The sequence below is a fragment of the Pseudoalteromonas sp. APC 3893 genome (assembly GCF_030408095.1).
GTDB lineage: Bacteria > Pseudomonadota > Gammaproteobacteria > Enterobacterales > Alteromonadaceae > Pseudoalteromonas.
This window is the reverse complement of the sequence record NZ_JASDCD010000001.1, coordinates 839411-858286: the sequence shown is the minus strand read 5'-3', so window position 1 is coordinate 858286 and position 18876 is coordinate 839411. Positions and strand designations below refer to the sequence as shown.

Below are 18876 nucleotides of genomic sequence, written 5' to 3'. Positions count from 1 at the left end.
CTTTGAATTTTGCTTGTACGTTTATAAATTTAATTATTGCACTTTTAACAACTTAGCTTTACTTGTAAGCTGTAACCAACTAATGAACATCAACAATGAATTAAGGTAACATATGCGATTAGGACCAGGTTTACTCGTCACCGCAGCTTTTATCGGCCCTGGGACAATCACTAGTGCAAGTATTGCCGGTGCAAACTTTGGCTTCGCACTGATCTGGACATTACTATTTTCGGTCATTGCGACAGTATTATTGCAATCAATGGCAGCACGCTTAGGTGTTGCTACAGGTCTAGATCTCGCTCAAGCTCTACGTACTCATATACACACTCCCTTATTTAAGAAACTAGCAGCAGTTTTAGTTCTTAGTGCCATTGGGATTGGTAGTGCCGCTTATGAAGCTGGTAATTTGAGCGGCGCAAGCATGGGATTAATTGAAATATTCCCTCAAGTGAATGCTCAAATATGGACGCCTCTAATTGCAATTTTTAGTGCTGCCCTACTTTATAGTGGTAAACATAAAGTAGTGGAATCTGCTCTGATCCTGTTAGTTATTTTAATGAGTTTGGTGTTTATCTCCACGTTAGTCATGGCAGCACCTCCTATTATGTATATTCTCGAAGGGTTTATACCCAGTATTCCAAAGGGTTCTATGACAACAGTACTTGCATTAATTGGCACTACTATCGTGCCTTATAACCTCTTCTTACATTCAGGAGTGCTTGCAGCACAGCATGATAAAAATAGTGATAAAGCCACCATTATCAAACAAACTAACCTAGATACAGGTTTATCTATTTCATTAGGGGGTGTGATCACCTTGGCTATTTTATCTACTGCTTCAGTTGCTTTTTATGGCACAGATGCCGGTAAAATAAGTGCTGCAAATATGGCTATGCAGCTAGAGCCGCTACTTGGTAATGCTGCACATTACTTTTTTGCTATTGGCTTATTTGCCGCAGGATTAACCAGCGCGATCACCGCACCTTTGGCAGGTGCTTATGCCGTTTGTGGTATGCTGGGTTGGTCTAACGATATGAATGAAAATCGATTTAAATTGGTTGCAGTTATCATTTTAGTTTTTGGCGCCACAGTCGCATCGCTTGGTTTAGACCCCGTTGCAGTCATTATTTTTGCACAAGCAGCTAATGGGTTGTTACTACCGATTGTTACTACCTACCTTGTATGGTTGGTAAATCAAGAATCTGTGATGGGTGATTACACTAACTCACGATTTGTAAATTTTCTTGCGTTACCTGTATTAATACTGATTTTTTCACTCAGTAGTTATAAGCTAATTAGTCTATTGATACAGTAATGCTTAAAAAAGCCGCTATTGTTAGATAGCGGCTTCAAATATCTGTTTAGTTACAGAGTTGATAAACTTACGGTTAAAACAATAATTGATGGAAATAGTTTGTTCATTTTTATATCCTTATTTAAAGTTGCCAAGCGTAGCTTAGTTTTGTAAAGAAAGTGCGCTGATCACGCTCTATATCTTCAAGTGAATCATCTTGGTAACCTTTATCTGAATAGCCTAGGTAAAATAATGTTTGGGCATTAATTTTATATGAGTAGACTAACTGACTACCATAATCACGGTTTATTTTATCTACTGCATAGTAATAGGCGTTTTCGTTGCGATCGATGTCTTCAAATTGCAAAATAAGTTTAAGCATGGAACGCATATTGAATTTATAATAAATTCGTAAATCGGTCAGGTTCGCGGTAAATACATTATCCCCCTGTGGATTATTTAACCGACTGTAGCTATGCTCTAGTTGAACTTGCCAGTGATCATTTATATCCCACGTTAGTTCTGGCTCTAACGTAAATAAGTCCCCCAGTTGCTCATTGCCGTAATCTATTTTACTACCAAACTCAGTATATAAGTTTAACGTGAGATCCTTACTCGGTTTAAAACCGCCCCAGATATAGCCGATATTTTGGTTATAAAACTTATCGTCGTAGTTTTCATTTCTATGAACATAGCCAACCTCTAAAAATGACTGCATCTGCCCTTTTAGAAAAACATAGCCTTCGTATTCTTCCTCTAGCAAACTGCCATCTTGCGCCCAAGTTTTATCCCAATCAACATTATATGAGTATTCCGTAACCAGCTCGTTTGCGTCTAAATACCAAGTTTGCCCGCCACCTAGTAACGCTTTTTTATAATCGACTTGAGCTTGATAGCCTAAGTCAGTGCGGTAGTCTTCACCAATATCTTCATAACTAGCCAGTAATTTATAATCACGTTTCTCACGGGAAAACTCGAGCTTATAAGCTGTATCTGATTGACTTTCATTTAAACCATAATTATCAATTAAAAAAGCTGAATTGTTAGTATCAGAGGTCGCAACTTGGTACAACACGCTATCTGATTGGTTAAACCAATAGCTGCCATCAAGTGATAAAACCGTATTATGATAATTATCAGCTTCACGATGTGTTGTGCTAATACCAATTGTGCCTTGTTCGCCAATATCATACTGATAACGACCAACTGCAGCTTTTGATTTCTCTGCTAAATTTGCAAATCCTGAGCCTTGATTGGTCGGAAGTAAAATGCTGGTATTTTCATCATCAGCATACATGAACGCATAACTATGAGCGTCAGTTTTACCAGTTACTTTAGCCCCTATGTCAGGCTCGGCAATCGTACGGGTATAAAGTAGTTCGAATAGGCTACTTTTAAAATAGGATGCACCATCTAAAAAGAATGGGCGTTTTTCAGCGTAATAGATTGAATAAGTGGTGTTTACATCAAGCTCTAAACTATCAGTTTCAACTTGTGAAAAATCTGGGTTTATCGTGGCGTTTATAACAGCGTCTTGGCTAATACCCCAACGTATATCTAATCCTGCTTCGGTATCTATATCACCGTTTTGCCAATCTCCCGGCACTGTCTCTTTTACATCATGCCTTAGTGCTGTCAAGGTGGGGGTTAACTGGATATTTTTACTGGGCTCCATCGCATTAAAACCCGTTATTTTATCAAATTGACAAAAGCTGCATTTTACATCACGATCAAAACCAACATTTGACATCTGATACATCACATCACGTGGGAAGTTACGCCACAAAGCGATACTCCACGTCATATCCGCTTTATTTTTTGGAAACCGTAATGCAGTGAAAGGAATGCGCATTTCTACCACATAACCTTGGTCAGTTATTTGCCCTGCACTATCCCAAATTGCATCCCAAGATGGGTCTTCACTCCAGCCATCAGTATCTGTCATACGCATATCTCCCTGCGCACCCAGTGGATTTACGTAAAACTCGTAACCTGTTCTTTCATCATTAAAGGTATCAATCATTAATGCAACATTGTCATCCGTCCACAATGTATCACGATCGCGAAGCGCAGCACGGATATTTTCAGGTTTGTCGTCATAAGCGATAATGGCAACATATAAATACGTTCCATCTTCATATAGGTAAGCATCTGTTTTAACTGGTGGCGCGCCCTTTTCATTGGGTTCATTTTGATAGATTAGCGGAATCAGCGTGGCATCTTGCCAATGCGACTCTAAAAGCTGTCCGTCAAGATCAATTGATTGTTCAAGGTGAGCCAAGTTAAAGTTTTGTTTTTGTGCAAAAACATGCGTACTGAAATAAACTACAAAAATATAAAAAAGGGTTTTTATTATTTGATTTTGATACTGCATAAACATCCATTTAGGTTCGATTACTCAGCAGGAGTAAATTAACCAGAGGATTGTAATTTAGTAAGGTGCATTTGTTAACACTTTTATAGCTAAAATGTTAAAAACAATAATTATTTCGCAGTGATTTGAGGCAAAGTTAGATTATGTTTCAATTAATTTTAGTTTACCCACCACACCATTCCAGCTGTCAGCATCATTGGGGGCTGTTTTTACTTCGGTTATTCGCGGCCATACTAACGCGAGCTCAGCATTCAATTCAGTAAACTCTTGCTGATCTTGAGGAAGTTCTTCTTCTTGATAAATTGCCTCAGCGGGACATTCAGGCACACATAAACCACAGTCAATACAATCAATTGGACTAATGGCTAAAAAGTTAGGACCTTCATAAAACGCATCGGCTGGACACACAGCTACACAATCAGTGTATTTACACTTGATACAATTTTCTGTAACTACAAATGCCATTATTCCGTTTACCTAAGGTTTATATACTGTCAGGGCGGGATCATACCCAACCACAGCGAAAATACAATAAATAATCGCTGCCATCATTAGCTAAATTAACGTAAAATACATGCCTATTGTGAGCATAGCTAATGCGTTATTGCTAAGACACCTAACAGAGAAAAAATATGATACGTTTAACAGAAATAAAGCTACCGCTTGATCATGAAGAAGATGCCCTACAACAGGCAATTTTAACTAAACTTGGCATAGAAAAAGCGCATTTAAATAGCTTTAATGTCTTTAAACGTGGCTACGATGCACGAAAGAAAACCGCTATTTTACTTATTTACACACTTGATATAAACGTCGAAAATGAAGCTGAACTGTTGGCTAAATTCAGTAAAGATCAACATGTAAAGCCCGCCCCTGACACATCTTACAAATTTGTCGCTCAAGCCCCAGCTAATTTAACACAGCGTCCAGTGGTTATTGGTTTTGGACCATGTGGTCTATTTGCCGGTCTTGTGCTTGCGCAAATGGGCTTTAAGCCTATTATTTTAGAGCGTGGTAAAGAAGTAAGGGAGCGCACAAAAGACACGTTTGGCTTTTGGCGTAAACGCACTCTAAATACTGAATCAAACGTACAATTTGGTGAAGGCGGTGCAGGTACATTTTCTGACGGTAAACTTTATAGTCAAGTGAAAGACCCTAAACATTATGGCCGTAAAGTGATCACCGAGTTTGTTAAAGCCGGCGCACCTGAAGAAATTCTATATGTAAGCAAACCACACATTGGTACATTTAAACTAGTCACCATGATTGAAAAAATGCGCGCGCGAATAGAAGAGCTTGGCGGCGAAATCCGTTTTAGCACTCGCGTTGACGATATCCTACTCGAAGATGGCCAAGTAACTGGTTTAAAGTTATCGACTGGTGAGCAACTCGATACACAACATGTCGTACTTGCTGTTGGTCATAGTGCCCGTGATACATTCCAAATGGTTCACGACAAAGGTATCTATGTTGAAGCAAAACCATTCTCGGTAGGCTTTAGAATCGAACATAAGCAATCAATGATTGATGAGTGCCGTTTCGGGCCTAACGCAGGTAACCCTATTCTTGGCTCTGCTGATTATAAACTGGTACATCACTGCGATAACGGCCGAACTGTGTATAGTTTTTGTATGTGCCCAGGAGGCACTGTCGTGGCTGCAACGAGCGAAGAAGGACGTGTTGTTACCAATGGTATGAGCCAATATTCTCGTAGTGAGCGAAATGCAAATAGCGCGATAGTCGTGGGTATTTCACCTGAAAAAGACTTTCCAGGCCACCCACTGGCAGGTATCGATTTGCAACGTAAATTAGAAGAGCAAGCTTATGCGCTTGGCGGTAGTAATTACGATGCGCCAGCACAATTAATTGGCGACTTCTTAAAAGGTAAAGACTCAAGTGACTTAGGTGATGTTAAACCATCGTATACACCAGGTATTAAACTCACTGATTTAGCTAAAGTATTACCAAGTTTTGCCATTGATGCGATCCGCGAAGCTATTCCAGCGTTTAATAAACAAATTCGTGGTTTTTCATCGAATGATGGTCTATTAACTGGCGTTGAAACACGTACTTCATCACCAATCTGCATTAAGCGTGATAAAACCATGCAAAGTATAAACACCCAAGGCTTATACCCAGCTGGTGAAGGGGCCGGTTATGCGGGTGGAATTTTATCTGCGGGTATAGATGGTATTAAAGTGGCAGAGGCGCTGGCGTTATCAATGCTAGAAAAACACAGCTAAAAGCACTTATAGATTCAAAAAGCCTGAACTTATCAGGCTTTTTTGTGCTTTAAAGTAACTGCGTGTTATTTCTTAAGCGTTAGTTTTTCACCCTTAAGTGACTTACGTACACCTGATATACGTGAGCGATTTTTAGCTCTTGCTTCACCCGTTGCTTGTCCTGAAGGTTTATTTGCACGACTACGACGAAGGTGAGAAGGCTTCTTACCAATTTTATCAATTAAAACTTCGCGGTTACTCACTTCATAACCCGCTAAATATTCTCGCTTAATTTTTTGGCCAATTAACGTTTCAATTTCAAAAAGCATGTTTTCTTCTTCGCGGCTTACGAATGAAATTGCTTGGCCCTGATTACCAGCGCGGCCTGTTCGACCAATTCGATGCACATAATCTTCAGCAAGCCACGGCAAGTCAATATTGATAACACGAGGCAAACCATCAATATCAATGCCGCGAGCAGCAACTTCAGTCGCAACTAAGACACGAACCTTGCCTTCTTTAAAGTCTCTTAATGCGCGACGGCGATTACCTTGGGTTTTATCACCGTGACACACGGCAGCAGGAATACCATCTAAGTTAAGTTCTTTAACCAGTTCATCAGCCGTGTCTTTCATGTTTACAAAGACCAGCACTTGCTGCCAATTTTTCTTGCCTATAAGCTCAGATAATAGCTCTTGTTTACGGCGCTCTTCCACAGGATAAACCACGTGGTGAACGGTCGCAGCGGTGCTGTTAGTTTGATCTACTCTGATGATTTCAGCTTGCTTTAATACTGTGCTGGCAAATTGTTTAATTGCCGAAGGGAACGTTGCTGAAAACAGTAAAATTTGGCGCTCTTCAGCACAACCGTTTATCACCGTTTGCATATCAGTAATAAAGCCCATATCAAGCATACGATCGGCTTCATCAAGCACCAAGTGATTTACCTGTGCGAGGCTTAGATTACCAAGACGAATATGATCAAGTAAACGCCCTGGCGTTGCAACAACGATATCAGCCCCTTCTTTTAAGCCATTGGCTTGACCCGCAATGTTAACGCCACCAAATAAGCACACAGTTTTAAGTGATGTGTATTTAGCAAAATCTTTAATATTGTTCGCGATTTGTTCAGCAAGTTCACGTGTAGGAGCAAGTACTAATGCACGCGGAGCGTTCGTCGCTGTATGCTCAACTTCAAATAGCTTTTGTATAATAGGCAATGAAAATGCAGCTGTTTTACCGGTACCCGTTTGAGCACTGGCTAAAACGTCTTTACCTTTACGTACTGCAGGAATAGCGCCACGTTGAATGGGCGTGAGGGTGTGATAGTTAAGTTCGTCTAACGCCTGAAGAAGCTCAGGGGCAAAACTAAAAGATTTAAAATTCATGCTGTATAACCTACGGCCACATTATCAAGGGTCGCAAATTATACAGCAATTCTGTGGCAACAGTTAGTTATAACTTAACTAAAGTGCCTTTTAATGCAACGCCGGCCATGATTGTACCTGCGCCACACTCATATTCGGTGCTACTAACAAATTCACGTTTTTTATAGTAAGACTGAATGTTAACAACTGCATTCATACCCTCTTTAACTGCGCGCTCTTGCAACGCTTTTAAAGCACTGAGCATAACCCACTCACACGCCTCTTGGTCACTTTTATTAAATGCATTGGTTTTTTTATTCGTGATCACTTCGCCGTATTTACTGCTCTCACTACCATAACTTTGATCAGCAAAATATAGCGGAATATCGAGTAATGCGCTTTTTGCTTTGCTCGTTTCTAACAGTGACTGAATAGGATATTTACCTATATCATCACGTGCTTCAACCGCAGTGACTGTTAGCATTGATGTAGCTAATAATAAGCTTGTCATTAATTTCATTTTATATTCCTTCTTTGGTATAGAACTTCCATGCAACTCCAAAACCAAACGAGATACTACTATCTTGTTTCACTAAGGGACTACGTTGCTGTTTACTTTGAGCTAGATGGTGATATTTAATAAAACCACCTAGCCAATATTTTTTACTATCAAAATTAAGCCCCAACGACATATCAGCGCCAGAATAGCCCGACTGACTGTTAAACTCAGAACGTGCATTATGTGTATCTAATGCAGATATACCATAATAATAATTTAAGTAACGGTCATCGGCAAAATTAGCATTTGCTCGTATACTGGTAGTAATTTCATACGTTGGCGTAATAAGCACAGGGCTCTCATAATAAACACTCGGGCCATAACGCCAACCGACGTTAGTCACTGAGCTAAAATCAGTTGCCATAGCTTTACGGGTAAATAAGCCAATATAAAATTGTTCTGCCGCTTGGGGATCACCTTTAAAGTAATAATTTAGCGAAGGCCCAAGTTCAAATACCCAATCTAAATCATCCATGCCTTCACGGGCTTGATTGTCTTCACTGTCTACAGCAAGGCTCACACCCGCAGATATATCTAGGTGTACATTATCAAAATGCCATAAGTAACCAGTAAAGCTGTTACGGTCCACATCTAACTCATCACTTTGATAACGAACATAAGGCACTGGCATTATGTATTGTTCACTTTGATCAGAGCCTAAGTAATGAGGAATATCAGCCATAAAGGCGCCGCCACCAATTTCCAGTTTAGCAGCAGCCACACTCACCGAACTGTATAAACACAGCGAAATCAACAACCACGATATATTATTCACTTTTGAAGCGCTTAAATATTAATGAAGTATTGATGCCGCCAAACGCAAAGTTATTGCTCATTACATAGTCAGTGTTGATTTCTCGACCACACTCTGTGATGTAATCCAAAGCTGCACATTCATCGTCCACTTCGGTTAAATTAATTGTTGGGGCAAACCAGTTATCAGTCATCATATTAATACTTGCCCACGCCTCTATCGCACCACACGCACCTAGAGTATGACCAAGATAGCTCTTTAATGAACTGATAGGTTTAGCGCCTAAGGCATTAAAGGTGGCTTGACTTTCAGCAATGTCACCTCGGTCCGTTGATGTGCCATGCGCGTTAACATAACCAATTTGATCGGCAGATAAATTGGCATCTTGCAACGCCATCTCAATCGCAATTTGCATAGTGCCCGATGTTGGTTGCGTAACGTGTTGACCATCAGAGTTACAACCAAAGCCAACTATTTCGGCTAATATAGTTGCCCCTCGGGCTTTAGCATGCTCATATTCTTCTAAAATTAAAGTTGATGCACCCTCACCAATTACCAACCCGTCACGCCTTTTATCAAACGGCCTGGGTGTCAATTCAGGGCTATCATTTTGGGTACTTGTTGCATATAAAGTATCAAACACTGCGGCTTCTGTAACACACAGCTCTTCTGCACCGCCTGCAACCATGAGTTTTTGTCGGCCAAACTTTATCGCTTCAAATGCGTAACCAATACCTTGAGAGCCGGATGTACAGGCCGAGCTTGTTGTAATCACTCGCCCTTTGATACCAAAAAACACGCCAACATTAACCGGGGCTGTGTGCGCCATCATTTGAATATAGCTGGTGGCTGTTACTCCATTCATTGAGCCTGTGTCCATCATACGGCCAAATGATACCAGCGGTGCCGTAGAGCCAATTGACGAGCCATAAGACACTCCAGTCGAACCATCGGTTAATGCAGGATGATCAAGAAGCTGAGCTTGCTCAAGAGCACGTTCAGTGGCTAAGGTCGACATTAAAGACACACGCCCCATTGAACGCACTTTTTTACGTGAGTAGTGGGCAGGACGGCTAAAGTTTTCTATTGGGGCTGCAAGGTTGGTATTTAAGCCATCAATATACTCCCATTCCTGCATTCGTTTGACTGCATTTTTACCTGCGACCAATGCGCTTTTAAAATCACTCCAGTTATCACCCAAAGCGGTGATAGATGACATTCCAGTAACAACAACTCGCTTCATTACGCCATACCACCATTTACTTGAAGAACTTGGCGGGTGATGTAACTGGCGCCGTCAGACATTAAAAACGAGACCGCAGCAGCGACTTCCTCTGGATTACCCATGCGATTGGCGGGGATCATTTTTGTCATTTCTGCAATCGGTAGATCGTCGGTCATTCCTGTATCAATCAAACCAGGAGCAACACAGTTAACAGTAATTTTTCGCTTTGCAAGCTCAACCGCAAGTGCTTTAGATGCGCCTATGACGCCCGCTTTTGAGGCACTGTAATTGACCTGGCCACGATTGCCTGCCACACCAGACACTGACGACATAGCAACAATACGTCCACCCTTTCGCGTTCTGACCATCGGCATAACAAGAGGGTGTAACACATTATAAAAACCATCTAGATTGGTGTGCACTACACTATCCCACTCTTCATCTGTCATTGCTGGAAATGCAGTATCTGCGGTGATCCCAGCATTACAAACAACGCCATAAAAAGCACCATGGGTTTCAACGTACTTATCTAAAATTGCTTTTGCTGAGGCCCTGTCTGCTACATCAAACTGCAAGATATCAACATCTACACCCAACGCAGCTATTTCGGCTTTAACTTGCTCTGCCGCTTCTAGACCTGAGCGGCAATGCAGGCTAATATTAAACCCATCTTTAGCTAATTGTAGAGCAACGGCTTTGCCAATTCCTTTACTTGAACCGGTTACTAATACTCTTTTTGACATTACATTTGCTCCGCTAAAAATTGTTCTGGGTTTTCTGGTTGAAATACATTAATTTTGGCTTCAACAAGCAAGCTGTCGGCTTCTTGAATACGACAATCAAACGCACTTAAACCGTTAGCTTCACTGTAGAGCTTTTCTACTTTAACCGTTAACTTACTGTTTAAAGCAAAGTGATTACAGTGCATTTTATATTTTCGGCTACTCACTAAAAAACCAATTTCGACTTTAGCACCGCTATCTACTTGATTAGCATTTGCATAAGCGGCAATAGCTTGAGCCATATATTCGATGCCTACATGGCTTGCTACGCTTTGTGAGTCTGCATTATAAAAATTACTCTGTGGCGTAATAGTGACTGAGCAAATTCCAGTATTTTCATCATAACTATCTAAGCTATCGATCAAAATCATGGGCGCAGTATGAGGTAAAATAGTTTCAATTGGGTGCACAGGCATCTCTTATAATCCGATTAATACACTGACGTTATTGCCGCCAAAAGCAAATGAGTTTGACAGGCATGTTTTAATTTTTGTTTCGCTTTTCGCCCCGACAGGTACGAGGTTGATAGTTGGCAAAGCTGGATCCGCTTCACCATCCCAAATATGTGGGGCAAACTCATCGTCACCAAGTAACAACCAACATAAGCCGATTTCAGTTGCGCCTGCTGCACCTAAGGTATGCCCTATCATGCCTTTAGAAGAACTACAGGGTGTGTCAGTACCAAACACTTCAGCCACTGCAATGGCTTCCATCTCATCATTTTTGGGGGTTGCAGTACCATGCAAATTAACATAATCAACGTCACTTGGTTGATAGCCAGCTCGAGACAACGCAGCACGCATAGCCGCCACTGCACCTTCGCCTTGTGGGTGCGGGGCAGACATATGATGCGCATCGCTAGATTCTCCGACGCCGAGTAATTTAATTGTGCCTTGTTTTTCAACTATGCATAATGCCGCAGCTTCACCTAAATTGATACCATCACGGTTTATACTTGACGGATTGCTTATACCAGCAGAGGTTGAGGCCAATGCGGTAAAGCCATTGACAGTCATACCGCACAAACTATCTACACCACCAACAATTGCAACATCAGCAAGATCGCCAGCAATTAATTCTTGCGCTGTAGCAAATGCTTTGGCACTCGAAGAGCAAGCTGTTGATAAGGTCATCGCCGGCCCTTTTACTCCTAGATACAAACTAATAAACTGAGATAAATTATCCATCTCTTGCTGCTGATAATGATAATTTTCCCCAAACTCCCCTTGCGCTAGCTGTTGCACCATGGCTTGTTCACCTTGCGCGATCCCTGAAGTACTCGTCCCTACAATAACCGCAATTCGATGTTGGCCATATTGCTGTTTTAATTCGCTAACAGGGATAATAAGTTGCTCGAGTGCTAAAGCAGCTAATTGGTTATTGCGGGTATGAAACTCACGAGGATATTGCGCTAATGAAGGTAACGCTGCTTGCACCGCGCCAACATGAATTGGCTCTTCATTAAGTAGTTCATTATTAACAACTATGCCGTCTTGATTACCTGTTAACAAGTTACGTTTAATTGTTTTATTGTCACACCCTAATGGGTTAACCATGGCGTAGTGGCTAATAAATAGCGGTTGTTGCATATTAATATTCTTCTAATCGTTCTATTTTTAAGCGGTAGTCTTGCTCATACTCTGTCATTAGAGTAATAGCACCATTATACGTGATTTCTCGAACTAATGTGTCATTGCGATAAAACTGCCGAGTTCGCATTACTGTGTTATCAAGCTCAATCACCTGATTATTATCAAGCATGTTTTGCTCAAGCATCGCCAACGGCCAAAATGCACTTTGCATATCGTAAATAATTTTTTTGCCATCAAGCTCTACCGCTAACGTAGTCGAGGTGCTTAGTTCATGAGTTTGAGTATCAAATTGCAGCTGTGTTAATGGCACCCCTTCAAAAGTAAGGGCAACAACTTTAATTGATGATGTTGTAAACTCAGTTGATACCAACATTGATTCATCAACAATGCCTGCAAATTGAAATCTTTCTAGCCAGCCTTGTTCATTCAGCTCTGTGGGTACTGGCATGAAATTAAACATTGGCGTTGCCACATGATTGGCGGCCATTTGTTGGCAACCAGCTATAAATAGTACACATAATGGCAACAGCGTTCGTCTAAATAATCGCAACATCAGCAACACCGTTAAGCAACACTATCATTGTTATCTGGCTCGCAGATTTGTTCTAAAATCTTCAAGCCACGCTTTGTATTTTTAACAAATGGGTTGCTTTTATCCCAGGCGTACCCTGCTAAAATTGAACAGACCATGGCTTTTACATCTGGTTGACCATCAGCAAAAAAGATCACCGACTGTAAACTCGTGTCATACCATGAGTTTACAAAATACTTGAAAACATCAATACCTTCACGTAATGGGACCTCGTATTGACTTTGCCAATCAATGTTTTCACCCGCAAGTTGTTTTACTACCAGCTCAGTTGCTTGAACTGCTGATTTTAAAGCAATTGTGACGCCAGATGAAAATACCGGGTCTAAAAATTCACCAGCGTTACCCAGTAAGGCGAACTTATCACCGTGTAGTGCTTTTACATTCGCTGAATAGCCACCTATTGTTCGTACAGGCGCAATAATTTGGGCATCAGCAAGTAATGTGCTCAGGTTGTCATCTGCATGAATAAAGTCTAAAAGTGTTTGTTCAAGTGTTTGATCTGCCCTCTCGATTTGTGCTGTTTCACCTACGACACCCACACTAATTGTGCTATCACTAAATGGAATAGCCCAGTACCAAATATCTGGGATTGTAGGGTGTACGGTGATCAATATTTTATTACGGTCAAACTGGCTGTTATCAATATTATCTTTGAAATGGGTAAATACTGCCTTACGAGGAGTCAATTCACTTGGCTCTTCTAAATCAAGTAAACGCGGCAGTACACGACCAAAGCCACTACCGTCTAGCGTAAATCTTGCCGTTATTGTTTTTTCTTGTTGCGTTTTTAAATCAATAACATCTAATGAAGTTATATTGTGTTCAGTACTAAAGCCGGTCACTTGATGTGAAAAGCAAATAGTTGCTCCCTGTTTTTGCGCTTCTTCAGCTAACAAATTATCAAATTCTGCACGTTTTACCTGATAAGTTGTGCCAGGACCTTCACTGAACTTTTCTTCAAAATTGAAGTAAGTATGGTGACCACTACGATAAAACGCAGCACCGTTTTTGAATTGAAAACCAAGTTCATTCGCATTGTCGATTAAAGCTTCAAGCATATTTGCTTGCTTAAGATAATCCATTGATTGGGGTAATAAGCTTTCACCAATTGAAAAGCGTGGAAACTCATCGCGTTCAATAATACACACACTTAAACCATGCTGCATTAACAAACAAGCCGCAACTGTTCCTGACGGGCCAGCACCAATGATAGATACATCAAAATCAGTTGATGTCATTAAATGTTCCTTTTCGATACTAAAGCAAGGCGCGGTGAAATTAAAAACACCACCACCACACCGATAAATACAGTGAAACCAAATTGGCTTACCGCAGGTGTTGAGCTAACAATTAATATTGCAAACACAAACAATGAGCTCAACGCTGATACACAGGTTGTCAGCGTAATTTTTTTACACAAACCATGCTCTGCATAAAAAATACAATAGTCTAGACCAAGGGCTAAAATAAGTATCCCTGCTACATAATTAAAAACTGTTAAGCTGCCATAAAACCATGTACTTAAAATAAGTGCAACTAGAACTGCAATGAGCGGACGAGTCACTGCAACAAAGGCATTTAACAAGCCATAGCGCAACCAAAATATTGCCATAGCCATAGTCAAAGCTAAGGCATAGATAAAAATCAATTGCAGTCTAAATTGCCCTATTTGCTCGCTAATACCGGCTACTTTATCAATAAAAAAGACATCCGTATAAGTGTTAGCTAAGCTTTTAACCGTGCTTGTGTTTTGTAGACTTTTTAGCTTAATCACACTGTAGTAGCGATGCTGAATTTGCAACCATTGGTTAGTAAATAAAGGCGCTACTTTTGTGTTTTGCCATGTTGCAAAATCAAGTTGTTGGTACTCATCTAACGGCCTTGCTGCTAAGTTAAAACCAAGCACTGAGTTTAACTGTGTAAAATCCCCGCGATTGACTGCATCACTTAACAATTGTTGATTACTCTTTTGCATGGATATTGACGGCAGCCATTGGCTGATACTGGAATACGCTGTAATTTCTTTGTTTGCTTGTAATTGCTCAAGCCGTGGTAACAGTTGCTCCATCTGCCTAAGCACCTGCTGCTCGTTTTCACCGGCGATCAACAGATATGAACTGTCCCATTGCGCTGCTAATAAATCGCTGATTGTTTGTTGCTGAGTAATTAAATCATCGGGAACTTTATAGAAATGCCGTGGATCATCATCATTATCTAAAAACGTTAAGCCAAATAACCCGACAATAATAAACAGCAATTGCCAACGCATTGCCAACTTATTATTTAGCCAAACTTGCTGTAGGTTATGCAACCCTGAAATAAAGTTCGGCACCTGCATAGCGCTTTTAGCTTTTAATACCACTAAACTTGGATAGAGTAGCAATACACACAATAAAGTCCCTAACAACCCTGCCATGGTGAAGACTGCAATTTGTTTAAATAATATTAATGGTGTAAACACCAGTATTAAATAACCGGCAGTCGTCGTTAGAAAGCTTAATAACAATGAGCTACGAATAGTATGCAGTGGATTTGCTACTTTTGGTTTAGAAAAACGTAATTCACTCAGAGCATGAAAACTATAATCGGCTGCTATCCCAATTAAGGTCACTGCAAATACGAGTGTTAAAACATTAACCTCAGTAAACAATAAACGCAGTGCAGTGTAGCCATAAATCATACTGACTGAAACGACGAATAACGTGCAAAACACACTCAATGCACTACGATAGATGATCATGATCAGCAACAAGGTTGCAAATACTGAAATGGCGCCAAATACTGTCATTTCATTTTGTGCACTTGAGCTTGCACTCGCGGTAAAAAAAGCAGCCCCTGTGGCCAAATAATCCACACCTGTATCTTGTGTTAATGCCTGTTTTTTAAGGGAAGTAACGTTTGCTGCAATCTTTTTCGCGACATTTAAATCCAACCCCGTACCATTACTCATAAAGTTTACGAGCACATAATAGCGAGTCTGTCCTACAGGCTCGTTTTTAGTCGCAATTAAAAAGCCATCATGATTTTTAAGTTTTGCTGAAGGTAAGCTCTGTTGATTAAAAAAATCGGCTAGCGCTAATGTTTTATCTTTTTCTAATGTAGCGGCAACCCAAGGCGAAGCCATTTCATTAAGAAGACTAAATTGGTAGTTAAATAAACTTTGACTATCATTGGCTTGCAACAAGTATCTATATTGCTCACTGATAAACGCATGCGGATAATTAAGGTAATCACGCACTATTGAGTCAAGTTGGGGTAAAGCATCAAATTTTACTTTAACAGCAATACCCGCAATTGCATTTAATGACTCAGCCGCTCTCAGGGCATAGTTAATTGCCGTGGTTTTATCTTGGTGACCAACTAATAAAAGGTGTTGGCGTAATTGCTGTTGCTCTAATTGCTCACTAACAAGTTGTATTTCTGGTTCTTGTTCTACGTTAAATATTTGATTGAGATCAGCAACAATTGTAAATGACTTAAATAGCCATAAATAACTCAATCCCGCTAATAAAACGGCAAACTGTATGCACCATACAACGAGCTTAGTGCGTGAGCTTAACGGCATCCATGTCACCTTGACTAAGCTCCTTAGTGGTTATTGTCATCGTAATGTGGGTATTATTATTTTGCTGATCGGTTATCACTATTTCACGTTGGCTGTCACCATTTCGGCACAGTTTAACTTGCTTAAACATCTGTGTAACTTGCACTAAAGTTGGTACTAATAGATAACAGCTGGTTTGCTCAATAGCAGTTACTTGCCAATCGGAGTTCTGAATTTGGCCACTTAATAACTTGGCTAATAATTGGTTTATTTGCTTATCTTGAGTCAGCACTTGGTAATCTTGTTCAACATCATTACGTCGATAAATCCCATCAGCTAAGACCAGCAGCTCACTTTTCACGGGCAAAAGCGTATGCCAATAAACTTGTTGCTGAAAAATAACAAATTCACCTTGTGATTTAATGGCTCGCTTTAAAAAGGTGAAATGCTTTGCTTGGCTAAACTCCCCTTTTCCTTGTTTAATTTCAAACTTACTAAAATCACTTTGCGCAAAACAGTTAGTCGTCACACAAACGAACAACATGGCTACAAGCCATAATGTATGGCTAAATTTATTCAACATAGGCACGTACTTTATCGGTAAATACAGCAGGAGATTCAAATTGCAATTCTTGATTTTGTAAATCTAAGGCAACTTGAATGGTATAGGCTTTAGTCAACACCTTCTGGCTGTCTAAACATTCAATTTTATAGTCAATTTTGATCCGTGTTTCGAACTCAACCAAACTCGCATGAATACGTATATGTGAACCAAACACAGCCGATGCAACATACTTTAACCGCATATCAACAATCGGCCACATATAGCCTGAGCGTTCCATCGTATTGTAATTATAGCCAATTTTGTCAAGCAATACGCATCGTGCATCTTCTATGTATTTCACATAGTTACCGTGCCACACAATTCGCATTGGATCGACATCGTAAAATGGCACCACCATATCAACATAAACGGTTACAATAGCGTTGGATTTTTTCATTTTATACCTTCAGCTTATTGATAAAGTGACCAACGTTGAGTTTGTATATACTCGATGGTTTGACGCAACAACTTATCAGTTGGACGATCTTCTTCCAATAAATCAAAGAAGCTAGCTACATCATCAATCATTGCTGTAATTTCAGGGTTAAGTGCTGCAGCATCGATTTCATTATTTAAAATACGGATGCGCACACCTTGTACTGCAGCAAGTAAAGTCGCAGCTAAAACTTGCTCAGTCAGTTGTAAAATACGTAAGCAATCACGCGCAGCTATGGTTCCCATACTCACTTTATCTTGATTATGGCACTCTGTTGAACGAGAAAATACACTCGCAGGCATGGTTAACTTTAACGCCTCAGCAGTCCAAGCAGAGCAGCCAATTTGAATTGCTTTAAAGCCATGGTTTATAAAACGACGCTCACTTGAAGCCGCGCTTAAGTTAGACGGTAAACCGTGGTTCATTTTAACATCAACTAAGGTGGCGATTTGGCGATCAGCCAAGTCTGCTAAGTTAGCCACGCAGTTTTTCATTGAATCCATTGCCATGGCGATATGGCCGCCATAAAAGTGGCCACCATGTAGCACATGCTCACCGACACCATCAATAATCGGATTATCATTGGCACTATTAAGTTCATTTTCAATCATGTTTCTCAGCCACGGTAGGCTGTCTTCTAACACACCAATAACATGAGGTGCACAACGGATTGAATAACGATCTTGTAGACGATGTGAATTACGCGGATGTTCAACATGATTTAAATCAGTTTGAATGCGCTTTGCCACATTTTGCTGCCCCGGATGCGGTTTAACACTGAATAAAATATCATCAAAGTGATTGCTATTACCCTTCAGTGCAATACTTGCAAGAGCAGTAATTCGCGTCATCAAACGGCTTGCGTATTCACTGCGATCATAAGCCTGACACGCAAGCGCTGTCATCACCGCTGTGCCGTTCATTATTGCTAAACCTTCTTTCGGGCGTAAGGTAATAGGCTCGAGGCCTTCTTCTTTAAAGGCCGCTAATGAGTTAACAACTTGATCTTTATAATAGGTGTCTCGTTCACCAATTAAGCTTCCTGCTACGTACGAAAGCGGCGTTAAATCACCACTAGCACCCACTGAACCTTCTTGTGGGATAACAGGAATAATATCACGGTTGATCATTTCTACGAGTAGTTTTAGTAAATCCCAACTAACACCTGAATAGCCTTGTGATAATGATGCTAAACGGCTAGCTAAAATCAATTTACCTTGTTCAGGCGTAAAAAAATCCCCCAAGCCACAACCGTGGAAGCGCGTAAGGTGCATAGGTAACTCATTTACTAATGCTAATGGGATTTCTACCGTACACGAGTCACCATAGCCAGTAGTTACACCATAGATATGGCCTTCTTCAGCTAAAAGCTTATCTAAAAAGGCAACGGCTGAATCAATTTTTTCAGCAAACTGGCTATCACCAGATAGCGCTACGGTACGTTCTTCTTTTACAACACTAATAATGTCTTCAATCGTTAAACGGCCTGCGCCAAATAAAAGGTGTGTTGATTTATTGTTTTCCATTTACT

General features: G+C 40.5%; 17 protein-coding genes. 2 read left to right on the top strand and 15 right to left on the bottom strand.

The annotated features are described in order from the left end of the window. The first annotated feature begins 112 nt into the window (after window positions 1-112). Window positions 113-1315, top strand: a complete 1203-nt coding sequence (locus QMA12_RS03900) for an Nramp family divalent metal transporter (protein ID WP_290208423.1) — start codon at window positions 113-115, stop codon at window positions 1313-1315. 121 nt (window positions 1316-1436) lie between these two features. Here the strand turns inward: QMA12_RS03900 and QMA12_RS03895 are convergent, their stop codons facing one another. Further along, window positions 1437-3668: a DUF5916 domain-containing protein gene (locus QMA12_RS03895; RefSeq protein WP_290208425.1), complete on the bottom strand. Its 2232-nt coding sequence runs from the start codon at window positions 3666-3668 to the stop codon at window positions 1437-1439. Window positions 3669-3809: 141 nt separating this feature from the next. Continuing rightward, on the bottom strand, window positions 3810-4133 hold the full coding sequence (fdxA, locus tag QMA12_RS03890; protein WP_290208426.1) for a ferredoxin FdxA: 324 nt from the start codon (window positions 4131-4133) through the stop codon (window positions 3810-3812). Window positions 4134-4300: 167 nt separating this feature from the next. Between fdxA and QMA12_RS03885 the strand changes: the two genes are divergently transcribed. Continuing rightward, window positions 4301-5911, top strand: coding sequence for an NAD(P)/FAD-dependent oxidoreductase (locus tag QMA12_RS03885; protein ID WP_290208427.1), 1611 nt, complete (start codon window positions 4301-4303; stop codon window positions 5909-5911). A 65-nt stretch (window positions 5912-5976) separates the two neighbouring features. Here the strand turns inward: QMA12_RS03885 and QMA12_RS03880 are convergent, their stop codons facing one another. The 13 genes from QMA12_RS03880 to QMA12_RS03820 all read right to left on the bottom strand — a co-directional run bounded on the left by QMA12_RS03880 (window position 5977) and on the right by QMA12_RS03820 (window position 18871). Continuing rightward, a complete protein-coding gene (locus tag QMA12_RS03880; protein WP_290208428.1) occupies window positions 5977-7278 on the bottom strand; it encodes a DEAD/DEAH box helicase in 1302 nt (433 codons plus the stop codon). A gap of 67 nt (window positions 7279-7345) precedes the next feature. Further along, the gene (locus QMA12_RS03875) at window positions 7346-7777 is read right to left on the bottom strand and encodes an excinuclease ABC subunit A (protein ID WP_290208429.1); all 432 of its coding nucleotides are present in this window, start codon (window positions 7775-7777) and stop codon (window positions 7346-7348) included. A gap of 1 nt (window position 7778) precedes the next feature. Continuing rightward, complete coding sequence (locus tag QMA12_RS03870) at window positions 7779-8591, bottom strand: MipA/OmpV family protein (protein WP_290208430.1); 813 nt, start codon at window positions 8589-8591, stop codon at window positions 7779-7781. Then, window positions 8584-9813 carry a beta-ketoacyl-ACP synthase gene (locus tag QMA12_RS03865; protein ID WP_290208431.1) on the bottom strand — a complete coding sequence of 410 codons (1230 nt, stop codon included), beginning with the start codon at window positions 9811-9813 and terminating at the stop codon, window positions 8584-8586. The genes QMA12_RS03870 and QMA12_RS03865 overlap by 8 nt, the downstream gene beginning before the upstream one ends. Continuing rightward, window positions 9813-10538 (bottom strand): 3-oxoacyl-ACP reductase FabG, encoded by a 726-nt coding sequence (gene fabG, locus QMA12_RS03860; protein WP_290208432.1) that lies wholly within the window; start codon window positions 10536-10538, stop codon window positions 9813-9815. Before fabG ends, QMA12_RS03865 begins: the two co-directional genes overlap by 1 nt. Further along, window positions 10538-10993, bottom strand: coding sequence for a 3-hydroxylacyl-ACP dehydratase (locus QMA12_RS03855; RefSeq protein ID WP_290208434.1), 456 nt, complete (start codon window positions 10991-10993; stop codon window positions 10538-10540). Before QMA12_RS03855 ends, fabG begins: the two co-directional genes overlap by 1 nt. A 3-nt stretch (window positions 10994-10996) precedes the next feature. Further along, entirely contained in the window at window positions 10997-12166 is a 1170-nt protein-coding gene (locus QMA12_RS03850) for a beta-ketoacyl-[acyl-carrier-protein] synthase family protein (RefSeq protein ID WP_290208435.1), read from the bottom strand. A 1-nt stretch (window position 12167) separates the two neighbouring features. Further along, window positions 12168-12722, bottom strand: coding sequence for a DUF3261 domain-containing protein (locus QMA12_RS03845; RefSeq protein WP_290208436.1), 555 nt, complete (start codon window positions 12720-12722; stop codon window positions 12168-12170). An 11-nt stretch (window positions 12723-12733) separates the two neighbouring features. Beyond that, window positions 12734-13999, bottom strand: coding sequence for an NAD(P)/FAD-dependent oxidoreductase (locus QMA12_RS03840; protein ID WP_087532141.1), 1266 nt, complete (start codon window positions 13997-13999; stop codon window positions 12734-12736). Then, window positions 13999-16326: an MMPL family transporter gene (locus tag QMA12_RS03835; RefSeq protein WP_290208437.1), complete on the bottom strand. Its 2328-nt coding sequence runs from the start codon at window positions 16324-16326 to the stop codon at window positions 13999-14001. Before QMA12_RS03835 ends, QMA12_RS03840 begins: the two co-directional genes overlap by 1 nt. Continuing rightward, entirely contained in the window at window positions 16304-16888 is a 585-nt protein-coding gene (locus QMA12_RS03830) for an outer membrane lipoprotein carrier protein LolA (RefSeq protein WP_290208438.1), read from the bottom strand. Before QMA12_RS03830 ends, QMA12_RS03835 begins: the two co-directional genes overlap by 23 nt. Continuing rightward, entirely contained in the window at window positions 16878-17306 is a 429-nt protein-coding gene (locus QMA12_RS03825; RefSeq protein WP_087532144.1) for an acyl-CoA thioesterase, read from the bottom strand. The genes QMA12_RS03830 and QMA12_RS03825 overlap by 11 nt, the downstream gene beginning before the upstream one ends. A 14-nt stretch (window positions 17307-17320) precedes the next feature. Beyond that, on the bottom strand, window positions 17321-18871 hold the full coding sequence (locus tag QMA12_RS03820; RefSeq protein WP_290208439.1) for an aromatic amino acid ammonia-lyase: 1551 nt from the start codon (window positions 18869-18871) through the stop codon (window positions 17321-17323). Window positions 18872-18876 lie beyond the last annotated feature (5 nt).

What these genes read in the sequence shown, in the direction of transcription:
- QMA12_RS03825 (WP_087532144.1), bottom strand. Translation starts at nt 17,306, where the DNA reads ATGAAAAAATCCAACGCTATTGTAACCGTTTATGTTGATATGGTGGTG.
- QMA12_RS03840 (WP_087532141.1), bottom strand. Translation starts at nt 13,999, where the DNA reads ATGACATCAACTGATTTTGATGTATCTATCATTGGTGCTGGCCCGTCA.
- QMA12_RS03885 (WP_290208427.1), top strand. Translation starts at nt 4,301, where the DNA reads ATGATACGTTTAACAGAAATAAAGCTACCGCTTGATCATGAAGAAGAT.
- QMA12_RS03850 (WP_290208435.1), bottom strand. Translation starts at nt 12,166, where the DNA reads ATGCAACAACCGCTATTTATTAGCCACTACGCCATGGTTAACCCATTA.
- QMA12_RS03865 (WP_290208431.1), bottom strand. Translation starts at nt 9,813, where the DNA reads ATGAAGCGAGTTGTTGTTACTGGAATGTCATCTATCACCGCTTTGGGT.
- QMA12_RS03820 (WP_290208439.1), bottom strand. Translation starts at nt 18,871, where the DNA reads ATGGAAAACAATAAATCAACACACCTTTTATTTGGCGCAGGCCGTTTA.
- QMA12_RS03895 (WP_290208425.1), bottom strand. Translation starts at nt 3,668, where the DNA reads ATGCAGTATCAAAATCAAATAATAAAAACCCTTTTTTATATTTTTGTA.
- fabG (WP_290208432.1), bottom strand. Translation starts at nt 10,538, where the DNA reads ATGTCAAAAAGAGTATTAGTAACCGGTTCAAGTAAAGGAATTGGCAAA.
- fdxA (WP_290208426.1), bottom strand. Translation starts at nt 4,133, where the DNA reads ATGGCATTTGTAGTTACAGAAAATTGTATCAAGTGTAAATACACTGAT.
- QMA12_RS03875 (WP_290208429.1), bottom strand. Translation starts at nt 7,777, where the DNA reads ATGAAATTAATGACAAGCTTATTATTAGCTACATCAATGCTAACAGTC.
- QMA12_RS03880 (WP_290208428.1), bottom strand. Translation starts at nt 7,278, where the DNA reads ATGAATTTTAAATCTTTTAGTTTTGCCCCTGAGCTTCTTCAGGCGTTA.
- QMA12_RS03900 (WP_290208423.1), top strand. Translation starts at nt 113, where the DNA reads ATGCGATTAGGACCAGGTTTACTCGTCACCGCAGCTTTTATCGGCCCT.
- QMA12_RS03855 (WP_290208434.1), bottom strand. Translation starts at nt 10,993, where the DNA reads ATGCCTGTGCACCCAATTGAAACTATTTTACCTCATACTGCGCCCATG.
- QMA12_RS03830 (WP_290208438.1), bottom strand. Translation starts at nt 16,888, where the DNA reads ATGTTGAATAAATTTAGCCATACATTATGGCTTGTAGCCATGTTGTTC.
- QMA12_RS03835 (WP_290208437.1), bottom strand. Translation starts at nt 16,326, where the DNA reads ATGCCGTTAAGCTCACGCACTAAGCTCGTTGTATGGTGCATACAGTTT.
- QMA12_RS03845 (WP_290208436.1), bottom strand. Translation starts at nt 12,722, where the DNA reads ATGTTGCGATTATTTAGACGAACGCTGTTGCCATTATGTGTACTATTT.